The organism is Rhizomonospora bruguierae (assembly GCF_018397995.1).
In the GTDB taxonomy this organism is placed as follows: Bacteria; Actinomycetota; Actinomycetes; order Mycobacteriales; family Micromonosporaceae; genus Rhizomonospora; species Rhizomonospora bruguierae.
This window is the reverse complement of record NZ_BBQH01000021.1, coordinates 1-12,933: the sequence shown is the minus strand read 5'-3', so window position 1 is coordinate 12,933 and position 12,933 is coordinate 1. Positions and strand designations below refer to the sequence as shown.

Here is a 12,933-nt window from a genome sequence, read left to right as displayed (position 1 = left end):
CGACCACGGCGGACCCTCCTGCACAAGCCGGCGACGAACCTCCCGGACTCGTGCCCCGCGTTCATCTATCTGCATCCCGCCAGTTTGGATCAGCTTCACTGCCGGGCCGGCAGCACACCGAGCAAGCCGCTCTCGACGCCCGCGCGGACCGCACGTGGACCTGTCGTGCGTAAGGTCGCCCGCGGCGAAGGCGAAAGGCCAGCCCGCCAGGTCGACGGTGAAGATCAGCAGTGCAAGCTCGCACATCCTCGGACAGCTCGGCGCCAGCCCGACGACAACCGGCCCCGAGCACCGCGACCATGGGCGTCCCGGCCAGCGTAAAAACGCACGAATTGCCGTGACCATGAACATCTACAGCGAAGCCACGTCGAAGGCGACCCCAAGCCGCCCTGAAGGCTTGGTGGACGACTCGATCCCTGTCCGGTAGTCAGCCGACCGAAGCCAGCAAATCCTCAGCCAAAGCAGAAGCGGCGGCCGAAACGACAGGAGGATCTCCGATACCTTCCTCAGCTCTCCCCGCCATTGCAGATCCCGGCGCATCGGGGCCTGCCCCGAATAGCTCGGCAGCGAACCCCAGGGCTTGGTCAGTGACTTGTCCAGCTAGATCATCAGCGCGCAGCTCCCGCAGCTTGACAGCCGCACAAGATCGAAAAGGCCGTCTCAGACGAAACGGCCTTTGAGCTGGGTGGAGCTGAGGGGATTTGAACCCCTGACCCCCTCGATGCGAACGAGGTGGAAGCTAGTCCATTGAGGTTAGCAAGATCGCGGAATCCGGACTAATCTGCAGGTCAGAGGCCAACACTGGGTGCCGCTCAGTGATGGCCGATGAGGCTCCATGGGGCCTCATCCACGGACAAGGGACGGACAGGCGATCTTGGAGGCGGCCACGTGGGCTGGCTGAAGGAACGTGTGACGCGGGACGGCAAGGTCCGGTACACGGCCGTGTATCTCGATATCCGAGGCAAGGAGCAATCGGCCGGAACCTTTTCAAACAAGAAGGAAGCGAACAAATCATGGCAAGCCGCCGAGGCCAAGGTGGCAGAGGGACGCGCGGGCGACCCACGCCGAGGACGCCAGACGTTCGAGCGCTACGTCCGAGAGACCTGGCTGCCCAACCACGTGATGGAACTCCGTACCCGCGAGAACTACACCCTCTATCTTGAGAGGGTCATTATTCCGGAGTTCGGGCCGATGAGGATGCGAGAAATTGTATCCACCCACGTCCGGGAATGGGTCACGAAGTTCCATAAAGGAAACTTGGAACTACCTCAACGCCAGAAGGGGCAGAGGGCCAAGATTAGCAACAGTCCCGCCGTGATCGAGTACTGCATGGTCATCCTCAGCGCAATATTCACCACAGCACTAATAGACCAGGTCATCACGGTGCATCCTTGCAAAGGAGTCAAGACGCCAGCAGTACCCAAGAAGGTCCGTCGGATTATTACGCCCGAGCAATTCGACGACGTGTACGCGGCACTCCCAAACAATGACATGCGGCTATTTGTGGAAACTGACATCGAGAGTGGCCTCCGGTATGGAGAGCTAACAGAACTACGAGTCAAGGATCTTGACCGGGCAACCAGGGTACTTACAGTTAGCCGTGTAGTCGTCGAGCTTACAAAGCAGTTCCAGACGGATGGCAACCGGTTCGTCGTGAAGGGGTACCCGAAGGACGAGGAGGAGAGACAACTTCGCCTCAGTGTCCAGATCGTCAAGAAGATTGACGCGCACATCAGGGAGAACGGCCTCCAGGCAGAGGATCTGATCTTTGCGATCCGCAGTCCCGAGGCCCTACATGAGCCCCCACTTCGAGTCGTCCCTAACCCCGATGAACTGGGGCTCACAGAACCCAACCAAAAGGGCCGTCAATACCAGCACGGCACTAAGACAGCATACATCTCCGCAAAGTGTAGGTGTGAGTATTGCAGGGCGGCGTTCTCGATCTACCGGGCTGAACGACGAGCGGTAGGTAAGGACCAGCCGCGCCAGCGGCGCACGGTGACCACCGATGGGCACATCCCTCGTTCATGGTTCCGCCAAAACGTTTGGCTCCCCGCACGCTCGGCCGCAGGCCTCGACTCAACCGTTCAGGTAAAGGGTCTTCGCAGCGCCCATGCCTCCTGGCTTCTTGCAGGCGGCGCGGATATCCAGATCGTCAAGGAGCGCCTCGGACACGGCAGCATCCTTACCACACAGAAGTACCTCGGCAGCTTGCCTGAGGCCGACGATGCTGCGGTGGATGCCTTCAGCCGGATTCGGCGACGGAGCGCTTGATGGAAACCCATGGGATCACGCCGAGAGGGCTCTGCCAGGTGTAAAGGTGGATCGCCGTGTAGTCCCCGGTAGGGGCGGAGGCCTGCTGACCCCAGCCCCCAACCGGCTACCGGAAGGCAGCGACCACCGCAGCGAACGCCAGCAAGATTGGAGGAAGGAGCTTCAATAGCTCCACGCGCCGCCTGTGACGCCGCTCCGCCTTGCTCTCCCGGGCGTCAGGTGTGACACCCCCTGGCTTCTCGGATGTGTCAGCGTTGACGCATTCCGGGGGTGTGGGTACCTTCATACCGACTCCAACTTCGTGCGGACTGTCCGAACAAGTTCCGACGCGGAGTCACAAGCAGCGCCCGGGATGGCCCCCGGGCGTTTGCTGTTATGGGCGAGCTACACCCGCGTAACTCCTCATCGCCGCCGTCAATGTTGAGCCGGTCCCTGAGTCGAACGCAACCCCCAGCAGTGAGCGGCTGATGACCCCTCCTCCGAACGGTCACCCATTGACGACACCCTCTTGTGTTAGCGACACTTCGGTGGTACGTCACCATCGACGTCCGGACTCCATCCCGGACGTCGCTCGCTTTTCAGGTGCTGGCACCCGTGCAACTCCCCGTGGTCGGCATCAATCTCAACCCGGGCAGCGAGGCGAGGTCAAGTTGGCCACCCGCGTCCGGCGCGTTAACCAAGTCACGAGTCGCACAGACAGACTCCCTAATTGCCGGCCAGCGCAGAGCAGTGCAGAACAGTGCGGCCAGGCAGCCCGAAACGGGCGAGCATCCTCCTCATCCGTTCGGCTGGCAGGGTATGGAGGTTTGGCGGACCCGACTGCGGGGCCCGTTTGGACGGTTTGTCGCTCCTGTCAGCTACCGCAACAACAGGGCCAGTAGCGGGGTAGCCGCCACCAGCACAGCGGCAATCCCCTTGAGTAGCGCTGGAGCCGCCTTGAGGTAGTCCATGACCATCCTGTGACGATCCCGTGACTGATTGTCTTTCCGTTCGTTGGCCACGTGACTCCCTACTCAGACCCAATGAACCGCTTAACGGAGTCAGGGACCAGCTCCAGAATCCGGCGGGTCTGACACCGCAAAACGTCGGGTTCCCGCCTGGAGTGAAGACGTGTTCGTCCAGCACGACACGAACCCGCTGCGGCGTCACGCCGAAGACTCGGTCCTGGCGCGCCAGTCGTAGCCGAAGGACCTCGATCTCGGGGCCATGGTTGAGGAGCCGGCCGAGCCGGTCCGATGGAAGCCGCAGTCGCGGCCTGCGGCAGCGCGGTGCACGTTGCGTGAATTTCCTTCTGTCTGATCACGAGCCTGTTCCGGGGTCAAGCTGTTGGAGGCGCAGGCGGGCACGCGGCTGTGGTGTGGTGCGGCCTTTCTCCCAATTCCTGACGGTGGTGCTGGTGACTTTGCACAAGGCCGCGAAGTGTTGTTGGCTCACGCCTCGGGCGCGTCGAAGTTCGCTGATTCGCAGGGCGGTCCAGGATTCGTGGCTGTCGGGCTGCCGCTGCGCGGCTAGGCGTATGCGGCTGGTGGCGAGGCTGGCTAGGGGGGTGTGGGGCAGGTTGTGCTGGCGGCGGTACTCCGCGACGCTGATCTTGTGGATGCGTGACAGGTGGGTGGCCAGGGCAGCATAGGAGTTCCCGCATTCCAGGCAGCTGATGATGCTGGGTTGAAGATGAGGCGTAGGGGCGGCACGGGGCTGCGGCACGTCGATGCCGTACAGGTACGCGGCGGTGCTGTGGGCGGTGCCGAGGTCTCGCAGCGCGATGTCGCCGCCGACGCGGTGGTGGGCGGCGTCGGCGAGGAGGGCGTGGGGGCGCAGCGCGCGCTCGTGGTCAGCGTCGAGTGCCGCAGCGGCCAGATCAACCCGGTCACGGCCGTCCTCGGTGGGTGCAGACCGGGTCAGCCTGGGCCGCGGTGTCGGTGGACCAGACCACCGCGATCGTGAAGCAGTAGTCGTTGCTGCGGCTCAGCCCGTAGGCGGTGTAACTGTCGGCGCCGGCAGGCAGTTGCGCGAACGTTTGTTGCTGCTGCCCCGAGCGGCCCCCGGCGATCACCACGGGTCCCTCCGCATCGGCCGGGTACCTCCAGTGCAACACGATGCTGTCGCGCCGGTCGGTCAGCCGGACCTGATCGGGCGGGCCAGCGAGGGCCGCGGTAGGCGCGGCAGCCGGTGTACTCGCACGGGAGACAGCATCAGGGACGGTGGGCTCGGGGTTCGGGTGGTGTGGCGCGGAGATCGTGGCGACTACCGTGACGGTGCCGAGCAGTAGCGCCACGATCCCGGCCGTCAGCAGAAGCCATTGGGCCGTCCGCGTCTCCACCGGTGACGAGGGTGCGGGTGCCGGGAGGCGGTCCGAGGACGTGTCGGTTTCAGCGGGGCACGGGAGGTCCGGGACATCCGTTGGCACGTAATCGGTGCGCCCAATCACGGCGCCCGGTGATGCGGTCTGTGCGGGTCGCCACGCCTCGCCGGGCAGCTCGTCCGGTGGCCGCCTGTCGTCGTCGGGCGGGATGCCGGTGGCCTCTGGCCGGGTGTGGGTGTCCTGCTTGTTCGGGGTGCTGCTGTCGGCCCGGTCCGTCGGCTGGTAGACGGGTAGTTCGGGCAGGCGTGGCTCGACTGGCCCTGCGGCGACATGAGGGGGCCGGGTGACCGGAACGGGCATGGTCGGTGTGTCCTGGTTCGGTGGTGTCGGGGCGCCGCAGATGTGTTCCAAGTCGCCGATCGCCTGTGCCAGCCCGGTCACCTGCCTGGCGAGCGGGCTGTCGCCGGGCAGATGCTGGCGGCATAGCTGTTTGGCGAGCGTCAGGTGCTCGTGGGACTCGGCCCACCGGCCGCAGTCGCGTTCCATCGCGCCGAGCTTGGCCAGCATTTTGATGCCGCTGGGGTGGCCGTCGCCGTACGCCTTGCGGTGCAGCTCCCAGGTGTTCTGCAGCCGCTCACGTGCGACATCGCACTGGCGGCGGGCGTATTCCACCGTGGCCAGATCGGCGTGAGCGGCCAGCACCCGCTGCGACTCCGGGCCGTCGCGCGCGGTCAACTCGAGGATGACCTCGGAATAGAGCCGGGTGGCCCGGGCGTCGGCGCCGACCCGGTGCAGCACCGCGGCCAAAGTCACGGCGGCGGTGACGGTGCGCTCGTCCGAGCGGCCGTACAGGCGGATGGCGGCCGCATGGGCGGAGGCGGCCCAGATGCGCGCGCTGTGCGGCTCGCCGAGGGTGGCCAGCACCCTGGCGTGCAGGGCAGCGGCCTCGACCATCTCGGGCGAGGCGGTGGCAGGATGCAAGTCCGCGCCGGCTAATACGTCGGCGAGCAGATGCTGGGCCTTGCCGAGATCGCCTTCAGCGACCAGGTGGTGCGCCTTGGCCATGAGTTCGCCGATGCCGGGGGCCGCGCCCCATCGTGGCGGCCGTGACGGCATGTCGTACTCCTCTCGGAAAATCGAGTGGTGGGAGCGAGGCCAGCGCAAGGGCGGGGCAGCCACGCTGCTGCCGGCGGCTGATTTGGCAGCCGGCTGTGACGACTGCGGGGTGGGGCTCTACGCCAAGGCTGGTTCGGCTGCCAGCGCTTCCTTGCGGAGATGAACTGGTGAGGCCGTGGCGAGGGTGTCTCGGGCGGCTCGTGCCTGCGGGCAGGGCGCCACGGCGAAGTGCGCCATGTCTGCGCAGCCCGTGCACATGCTGTCGTCGCCGGCCCGGTGGACGATGAGCGTGGTGTGGGCCTGCTCGATGGCCCTCGTGTCTGCCAGCGACGGCTGAAGGGCAGAGCGCGCAGCGCGGATACGGACAGGAGGTGCCGCTGGTGGTGTCTGAATCACAATGCGATTCCCGTCTTCAGGGCGTCTCGTGGGTTGACCGCCCATCGGGGTGATGCCGGCCTCACATTGATGGAGCGCCAGCGTGATACCGCCAGGATCACGCTGGCTGAGGTCTGGGCGTCCTGCCTCTCAGCCGGGCCACCCGGCGCTTCCGTTGATCGGGTGAGGTGGGCCAGGCGGACGGTGGCCTGGCCGGCACCGGCGCCGATCTCCCACGTCCGCCGACCGGGTCTGGCGTTGGCTCGGTCCAGGTCTGCGGGAGTGCTCGGGTTGAGTAGGTGTCTCGGCCAGGGATGGGCCGGCAGGGTGGCGGTCATGGTGTTCCTCCGGGTGCCGGTGTGGTTGGTGATGCCGGCGGCATCAGGTTGAGGGGGCATCGTGGTGGGGTTTGTTGCTCCGGCGCGCTGGTGATCGTCACGCTCCTCTTCCTTAAGGCTGGTAGACCGCGCTGGCTACGGGTGCGTGACGGTGCCAGTGCAGCTCGACGGTGTCGGGTGTGTGGATGAGGGCTTGGCCGACCAGACGGACGAGGTGCTGGCGTAGGTCTGCCCGGGTGGACTGGTGCCACCGGCTGTAGGTGATGAGAGGTCGTTCCGTGGAGGTGCGCCGGTCGTGGGCGGCGGCGTATCCAACGACGATGGCCTCGACATGCGGTGCGTCGTAGAGGGTGAAGCAGAAGCAGGCGTAGAAGCGTCGACGTGCGCAGGTGTAGGGCTGGAGGAGCTGCCAGCAGGTGGTGCAGCGGGCGAGGTCGGTGAGGAGCCAGAGGCTGGTGTCGTCGTCGGTCACGCCGCCTCCAGGCGGACGTCGTCGAGGGGTGGGTTGGTTGGCGACGGTGTTCGGGTCAGCGCCGCCAACCACCCGCCGCCGCCCGCTACGGTCACGCGGGGTGCCGTGCGAGTGGCGGTGTCCACCGGGCGCGGTCGGGTCGTCGCGTCGGGTGGACGGTGGCGAGGCGCGGGGGTGGCCTCGCGGGGTCGGTGAGGGTCGCGGGTCGCAGTCATGACGGTGTCGGTGTGGTGGTTGGGACGGTGAGCGGGTCGTGGAGTTCGGCGGGGTCTTCGCGGATGTCGGCCGTGGTGATGTGGCGGACGATGCGGGTGCGGTCGAGGACGGCGATGTCGTGTGCGACTTGGCAGGCCAGGGCGAGGTTTTGCTCGGCGAGCAGTACGGCGGTGCCGGTGGCGGCGAGGCTGGTGATGATGGTGGCGAGTTGGCCGACGACGGCGGGGGCGAGTCCTTCGGAGGGTTCGTCGAGTAGCAGCGCGTCGGGGGCGGCAAGGAGCGCACGGGCCAGGGCGAGCATCTGCTGCTCTCCTCCGGAGAGCTGGTGGGGTTGGTGATGGCGTCGCTGCGCGAGTGCGGGGAACAGGTCGAGCACGTGGCGGGTGTCGACGGTTTTGGAGCGGGTGGGGTGTGGTCGGGGCAGGGTGAGGTGTTCCTCGACGGTGAGTCCGGCGAACAGGCGGCGTCCTTGCGGGACCGTGCCGAGGCCGGCGCGGGCGCGGCGGCGGGCGTCGTACCCGGTCAGGGGCTGCCCGTGTAGGAGGATTTCGGTGCCGGGCTGGGCGGGGTGCAGGCCGGCGATGGTGTTGATCAGGGTGGTTTTGCCGGCGCCGTTGCGGCCGACGACTGCGGTGACCTGGCCGGCTGGCACGTCGAGGGTGATGTCGGTGAGCACCGGTGCGCCGGTGTACCCCGCTTGCAGGTTGCGCACGCGCAGGACCGGCGTCCCGACCGCCGCAGTGGTGGCCCGGCTGTCGGGTGTGGGGCTGGTGGGGGTGTCGGTGCCGAGGTAGACGCGGCGGACGTCGGGGTGGTCGCGGATCTCGGTGGGGGTGCCGGTAGTGATGTGCTGGCCGTGGTGCAGGACGGTGACGGTGTTGGCGACGGCGGAGACGAAGTCGAGGTTGTGGTCGACCAGAAGCACGGCGATGTCGGCAGGCAGGGTACGGATCAGGCCGGCGAGGCGGGTGACCTCGCTGGTGGCGAGGCCGGCGGAGGGTTCGTCGAGCAGCAACAGCCTGGGCTGGGCGGCGAGCGCGACGGCGATATCCAGGCGGCGCTGGTCGCCGTAGGCGAGCTGCGCGGCGGTCCGCTCGGCCAGCTCGGTGAGGCCGACCTGAGCCAGCGCCGTATGGGCGGCGGCCACGGCGCGGGGCTGGGGCCGTATAGCCGTGAGGCGCTGTCCGGGGACGGCGAGCAGGACGTTCTGCACGGCGGTGAGTGGGCGGGCGAGGGCGGGGTGCTGCCAGGTGCGGGCGATGCCGGCGCGGGCGCGGCGGTGTGCCGGCCAGCGGCCGATGTCGTGTCCGGCGTAGTGGATGCGGCCGCCGGTGGGCCGCAGGCTGCCGGCGATGAGGTGCAGCAGGGTGGATTTGCCGGCGCCGTTGGGGCCGATGATCGCGTGTCGGGCCCCGGAGTGCAGGTCGAGGCTGACCTCGTCGACGGCGTGGCGGGCGCCGTAGGAGCGGCTGACAGCCTCAAGGCGTAGCAGCGGGCTGCTCATGTCCGCCTCCTGGGGAATCGGGTGGTGAGGCCGGCCAGGCGGTGCCGGGGTAGGTAGGCCAGCAGCAGGAATGCCAGGCCGAGCAGGGTGGGGCCGTGGCCGCCGAGCAGGCCGCTGGCCCAGTCCCGGGCGGCGACGAGGAGGATCGCGCCGGCGCAGGCGCCGGTCATGCTGCCGGAGCCGATGAGCGCGGCGGCGAGAGCGAGGGCGGAGATGCCCATGGCGGCGTCGGCGGGTGAGACGTAGCGGGTGACCGCGATAGCCAGGGCGCCAGCGGCCCCGGCGATCCCGCCGGCAAGGGTGTACGCGGCCAGGAGCATCCAGCCGGTGTGGTGTCCGGCGGCCTGCACACGAGGCTCGTGCGCGGCGATACCCCGCAGGAGCAGGGCGAAACGGGTCCGCACCAGGATGGCGACGGCGACGCCGATGACCAGGGTGCAGGCCAGTACGTACAGGTACACCCAGCCGGGCCGCACCATCGGTGGCAGGCCGGGCAGCGCCACGACCGGCGGGGCGTGGACACCCTCGCTGCCGCCCGGCGCCCACTGGTTCGCTGCGGCATGCACGAGTTCGCCGAGGCCGAAGGTGACCATGAGGAAGGTGGTGCCCCGGGCCCGCACCGCCAGCAGGCCGGTCACGGCTGCCGCGACGGCCCCGGCGGCGGTGGCCGCGAGTAACTGGAGCGGGCCGAGGCTGGTCGCCGTGGCGATGCTCGCGGCGGTGTACGCGCCGACGACCAGGTAGGCGGCTTGTCCCAGCGGCGCCAGTCCGGCCCACCCGACCAGGAGTTGGGCGCTCATCGCGAGGACGGCCATGACCAGGGCGGTCGCGGCAAGCGAGATCACGTATGCGTTGACCAGCCACGGCAACGCCCCCGCAGCCGCCAGGCCCAAGGCCCCGACCGCAGACAGGCCCCATGACGGCAGCCGACCACACCGTCGGGTCGAGGTGCCCGTGGGGACGGGCGTCGGTGTGAGGGTGGTGGTCATGAGGGCCGTCCCGGGAGCGCGGTGCGGTGGCGGACGGTGAGCACGGCGAGCATGGCGGCGGCGAGGATGAACGCGGCAGCGCCCGGGACGATCGCGACGCCGAGGGTGAGGATCTGCCCCACGCCGAGCGCGGCGAGCAGGGCGCCGCGAATGCTGCCGAGCCCGCCGACGACGCAGACGATCAGCGAGTAGACCAGGATGGTGGTGTCCACCCCCGGCGCGGGGCCGATGACCGGTGCACCGAGCACCCCGGCGGTCACGGCGAGGGCTCCCCCACCGGCCAGCACGCTGGTGCGGACGATGCCGATGCGCAGGCCGGTGGCCGCGGCCATGCCCGGGTCAGCGACCACCGCGCGCACGACCGCCCCGACACGGGAACGTTCGACGAGCCAGAACAGTGCCGCCACCACGGCGAGGCCGATCGCGATGAACAGCAGCCGGTAGATCGGGTATTGGTAGTCGCCCAGGCTGATCGAGCCGGCGACCGCCCGGGGCGGGTCGACCGACCGCGGTTCCGCGCCGAACACGGCGCTGAACTGGTCGGCGGCGATGTAGGCGATGCCGAGGGTGGCCAGCACCTGATCCAGCGGCCGGTCGGTCAGCGGTCGCACGGCGGCGGCGAGACCCGCGCCTCCAAGGACGCCGACCACCACTGCGGCGGCCAGGGCGAGGGCGAGGCCGGTCCAGCCGCCGTCGGCGAGGTGCCAGGCGAGGTAGGCGCCGGCAAGGTAGAGGGTGCCGTGAGCCATGGAGAACACCCCGGCCACGCCGACGATCAACGTTAGCCCGGCGGCGATGGTGAACAGCAGCAGCCCGTACGCGACACCGTCCAGCGCGGTGATCGTGTAGGGGGTGACAAGCCCGCCCACGGCACTCCTCCTCTTCCGCAGGGTTGGTCAGGCCTGGGTGGCGCGGCGACCGACGGTCGTGTGCATGAGGTAGCCCGACATCACCAGGTCGGGATCCATCAGCACCTCCCGCAACTCCGTCAGGTCCTCGCGGGTCATGCCGGCCTCGAGCAGTTCGGCTTCGCGCTGGATGGAGTTGGAGCGGTGCAGCAGACAGATGCCGGTGCCGCCCCGCCACGAGCGGGACTCGATGTAGCTGACGACATCGACCAGGCCGGCGCGCAGCATGGCCTCCGGCGCCCGCTTGGCCCAGCCCATGTCCGCCCCCCGCGACTCCCCGAACGCGAGCAGGCCGTCGTGGAAACGTTCGATCAGTGCGGTCGCGCGAGGGCTGGGGCTGCGGCGGACCATGTCCCGCCACGTGCAGTCCCAGTCCGCCACCACGAGCACCCCACCCGGAGCGAGAGCTTCCATCAGCTGGGCGAGGACCTGCTGGCGTTCGGGCAGGTGCATCAGCACCAGCCGCGCCACGACCGCCTGCTGCGACCCGTCCAGCGTCAGTTGGCGGATGTCGCCGGCCCGCACGGTGATGTTGGGGGCGGTCGGGATGTGGCGGGGGTCGAGGTCCACGGCGGTGACGTGCCCGCCCGGGGCGACCTGGTCGGACAGCCAGGCGGTCAGCGTGCCCGCCCCGGCGCCGACGTCGGTGACGGTCCAGCCCGGCGCCAAGCCGATCTCGGTCAGGGCCCGGCGGGTGCCGGGGTCGAGGATCTCACCGAGGAACCGCAGCTGGTTGGCGGCTTCGTCGGTGGCGTTGTCGAACATGTAACCGGCCTGCTCGCCGGCGGTGGTCGTGGTCATCGCGTTGATCTCCGTTTCAGGAGCCGAGGGTGGTCAGGGTCTGCACGGTGCGGTTGACCCACACCTGGCCGTCCTGGGCGACCTCGCGCAGGTAGTAGGCCTGCACCGGCGTGTGGTTTTGCGATCCGAACTGCCAGGCGCCCCGGGGTGAGTCAATCGACCCGACCCGCGACAGCGCCGCCGTCAGCGACCGCCCGGTCAGCTCACCGCTCGCCTCGTCCACGCCGGCCGTTGGGGACGGGCTGGTCGCCGTGGAACCGCTGGGCGTTGGCCCGGTTACGGCGGCCGCGGCCCCGGCCGGCGAAGCGCCGGGGTTGTTCAACGCTTCAGGGATGGCCTTGTCCAGCACGAGCGCCGCATCCCACGCACACACGTGGTACAGATTCGGCAGCTTCCCGTCATTGGCCGCCGTGTAACGGCGCACGAAGTCCCTGTTCGCGGCGTTGTCCAGGGTGGTCGAGTAGTTCAGGGCCGTATAGATCCCCTTGGCCTGCTGGCCCAACGCCGCCAAAGGTGCGCCCTCGGTGAGGAAACCCGAGGCGTACAACGGCACGTCAACGCCGTACTGCCGGTACTGCTTGACGAACTCGATCGCAGACGCGCCGGCATAGAAGGTGTACACCGCTGCCGCCCCCGACTCCTTGATCTTCGTCAGGTACGGGGAAAACTCGGTGGTCGGGGCCGGCGCCCACGGCGTCCACGTCGGCTCCCCACCAGGATTGGCGAGCTTCCCACCCGCCTTACGGAACGCGTCGACGAAACCTTCGATCTGGTCGTGGCCGCCGATGTAGTCCGGACCCATCACCCACACCCGGCCGTCGCCGACCTTCTCGCGCAGGTATCCGGCGATCGACGCGCCGGTCTCCTGGCTCAACCACGACGTCGACCACAGGTACGTCGGATCCTCCACGGTCGACGGCCGTCCGCCGGTGCCGATCAACGGCACCCCGGACTCCTTCAGCAGCGGATACAGGGTCTGCACAGTGTCAGCGGACCCTCCACCGACCAGGGCGAGGACCTTGTCCTGCTCGATCAGCTTGCGCGCCGACGCGAGTGCGGTGGCCTTGCCGTCGCCCTCGTCGGCCTCGATCACCTTCACCGATCGGCCGCCGAGCTTGCCGCCCAGCTTGTCCAGGGCCAGCCGCCACCCGGCGGCCTGGTCGTCACCGATCGCCTTTAAGGGCCGGACTTCGGCACGATCAGGCCGATACGGATCTCCTCGCCACTGCTGTCCGAACCACCGAGGCTCGACCCGGTGCAGCCGGAGACAGCGAGAAGAGCAGCGGCGCCGGTGGCGGCAATCCAGGCACGCCAGCGATGCCGGCGGGCGGGTCGTTGAGGGGTCACAGGAATCCTTTCGTCGATGGGTTCGCTTGAGGGAGCGGACGCCGGTGCTGGCCGGCGTGTTCGGGGGCGATGAGGTGGCTCCTCGCGCTCGGGGGTGATGCCGGCGGCATCACGTGTGGGTGGCGGCCGTCCTGCTCGGCGGTGATGAAGTGGTCCAGGACGGCCAGGACGGAGGCGGGCTCGGTGGCGTCGCAGGTCAACACGGGGACGCAACCCACTCACGCCCCCTCCCCCTCTCCAACCCCAACCCGAGCCCCAACCCCAACCCGAGCCCCAACCCCAACCCCAGCC

The 12,933-nt window shown here is 68.6% G+C and carries 9 protein-coding genes and 1 pseudogene; 2 read left to right on the top strand and 8 right to left on the bottom strand.

Going from position 1 to position 12,933, the window contains the following annotated elements:
- The first annotated feature begins 217 nt into the window (after nt 1–217).
- Both KJS59_RS11995 and KJS59_RS11990 read left to right on the top strand, forming a co-directional pair.
- On the top strand, nt 218–427 hold the full coding sequence (locus KJS59_RS11995; RefSeq protein ID WP_213452926.1) for a hypothetical protein: 210 nt from the start codon (nt 218–220) through the stop codon (nt 425–427).
- Between the two features lie 461 nt (nt 428–888).
- The gene (locus tag KJS59_RS11990; protein WP_213452925.1) at nt 889–2,274 is read left to right on the top strand and encodes a tyrosine-type recombinase/integrase; all 1,386 of its coding nucleotides are present in this window, start codon (nt 889–891) and stop codon (nt 2,272–2,274) included.
- 1,299 nt (nt 2,275–3,573) lie between these two features.
- Here the strand turns inward: KJS59_RS11990 and KJS59_RS32200 are convergent.
- From KJS59_RS32200 to KJS59_RS11950, 8 genes and pseudogenes are all read right to left on the bottom strand, one after another.
- Nucleotides 3,574–4,032: a MucR family transcriptional regulator gene (locus tag KJS59_RS32200; protein ID WP_376771161.1), complete on the bottom strand. Its 459-nt coding sequence runs from the start codon at nt 4,030–4,032 to the stop codon at nt 3,574–3,576.
- 109 nt (nt 4,033–4,141) lie between these two features.
- Entirely contained in the window at nt 4,142–5,692 is a 1,551-nt protein-coding gene (locus tag KJS59_RS11980; protein ID WP_213452923.1) for a tetratricopeptide repeat protein, read from the bottom strand.
- A gap of 825 nt (nt 5,693–6,517) precedes the next feature.
- Entirely contained in the window at nt 6,518–6,877 is a 360-nt protein-coding gene (locus tag KJS59_RS11975; RefSeq protein WP_213452922.1) for a hypothetical protein, read from the bottom strand.
- 211 nt (nt 6,878–7,088) lie between these two features.
- Nucleotides 7,089–8,597 carry an ATP-binding cassette domain-containing protein gene (locus KJS59_RS11970; protein ID WP_213452921.1) on the bottom strand — a complete coding sequence of 503 codons (1,509 nt, stop codon included), beginning with the start codon at nt 8,595–8,597 and terminating at the stop codon, nt 7,089–7,091.
- A complete protein-coding gene (locus tag KJS59_RS11965) occupies nt 8,594–9,490 on the bottom strand; it encodes a branched-chain amino acid ABC transporter permease (protein ID WP_249714060.1) in 897 nt (298 codons plus the stop codon). The genes KJS59_RS11970 and KJS59_RS11965 overlap by 4 nt, the downstream gene beginning before the upstream one ends.
- A gap of 92 nt (nt 9,491–9,582) precedes the next feature.
- Nucleotides 9,583–10,455 carry a branched-chain amino acid ABC transporter permease gene (locus KJS59_RS11960; RefSeq protein WP_213452919.1) on the bottom strand — a complete coding sequence of 291 codons (873 nt, stop codon included), beginning with the start codon at nt 10,453–10,455 and terminating at the stop codon, nt 9,583–9,585.
- Between the two features lie 27 nt (nt 10,456–10,482).
- Entirely contained in the window at nt 10,483–11,295 is an 813-nt protein-coding gene (locus KJS59_RS11955) for a class I SAM-dependent methyltransferase (protein ID WP_213452918.1), read from the bottom strand.
- A 16-nt stretch (nt 11,296–11,311) separates the two neighbouring features.
- A pseudogene (locus tag KJS59_RS11950) lies at nt 11,312–12,642 on the bottom strand (ABC transporter substrate-binding protein).
- Nucleotides 12,643–12,933 lie beyond the last annotated feature (291 nt).

Bases quoted from the DNA above. Each gene is read 5' to 3' on its own strand.
- KJS59_RS11980 (WP_213452923.1), bottom strand. From the start codon at position 5,692: ATGCCGTCACGGCCGCCACGATGGGGCGCGGCCCCCGGCATCGGCGAA.
- KJS59_RS11970 (WP_213452921.1), bottom strand. From the start codon at position 8,597: ATGAGCAGCCCGCTGCTACGCCTTGAGGCTGTCAGCCGCTCCTACGGC.
- KJS59_RS11955 (WP_213452918.1), bottom strand. From the start codon at position 11,295: ATGACCACGACCACCGCCGGCGAGCAGGCCGGTTACATGTTCGACAAC.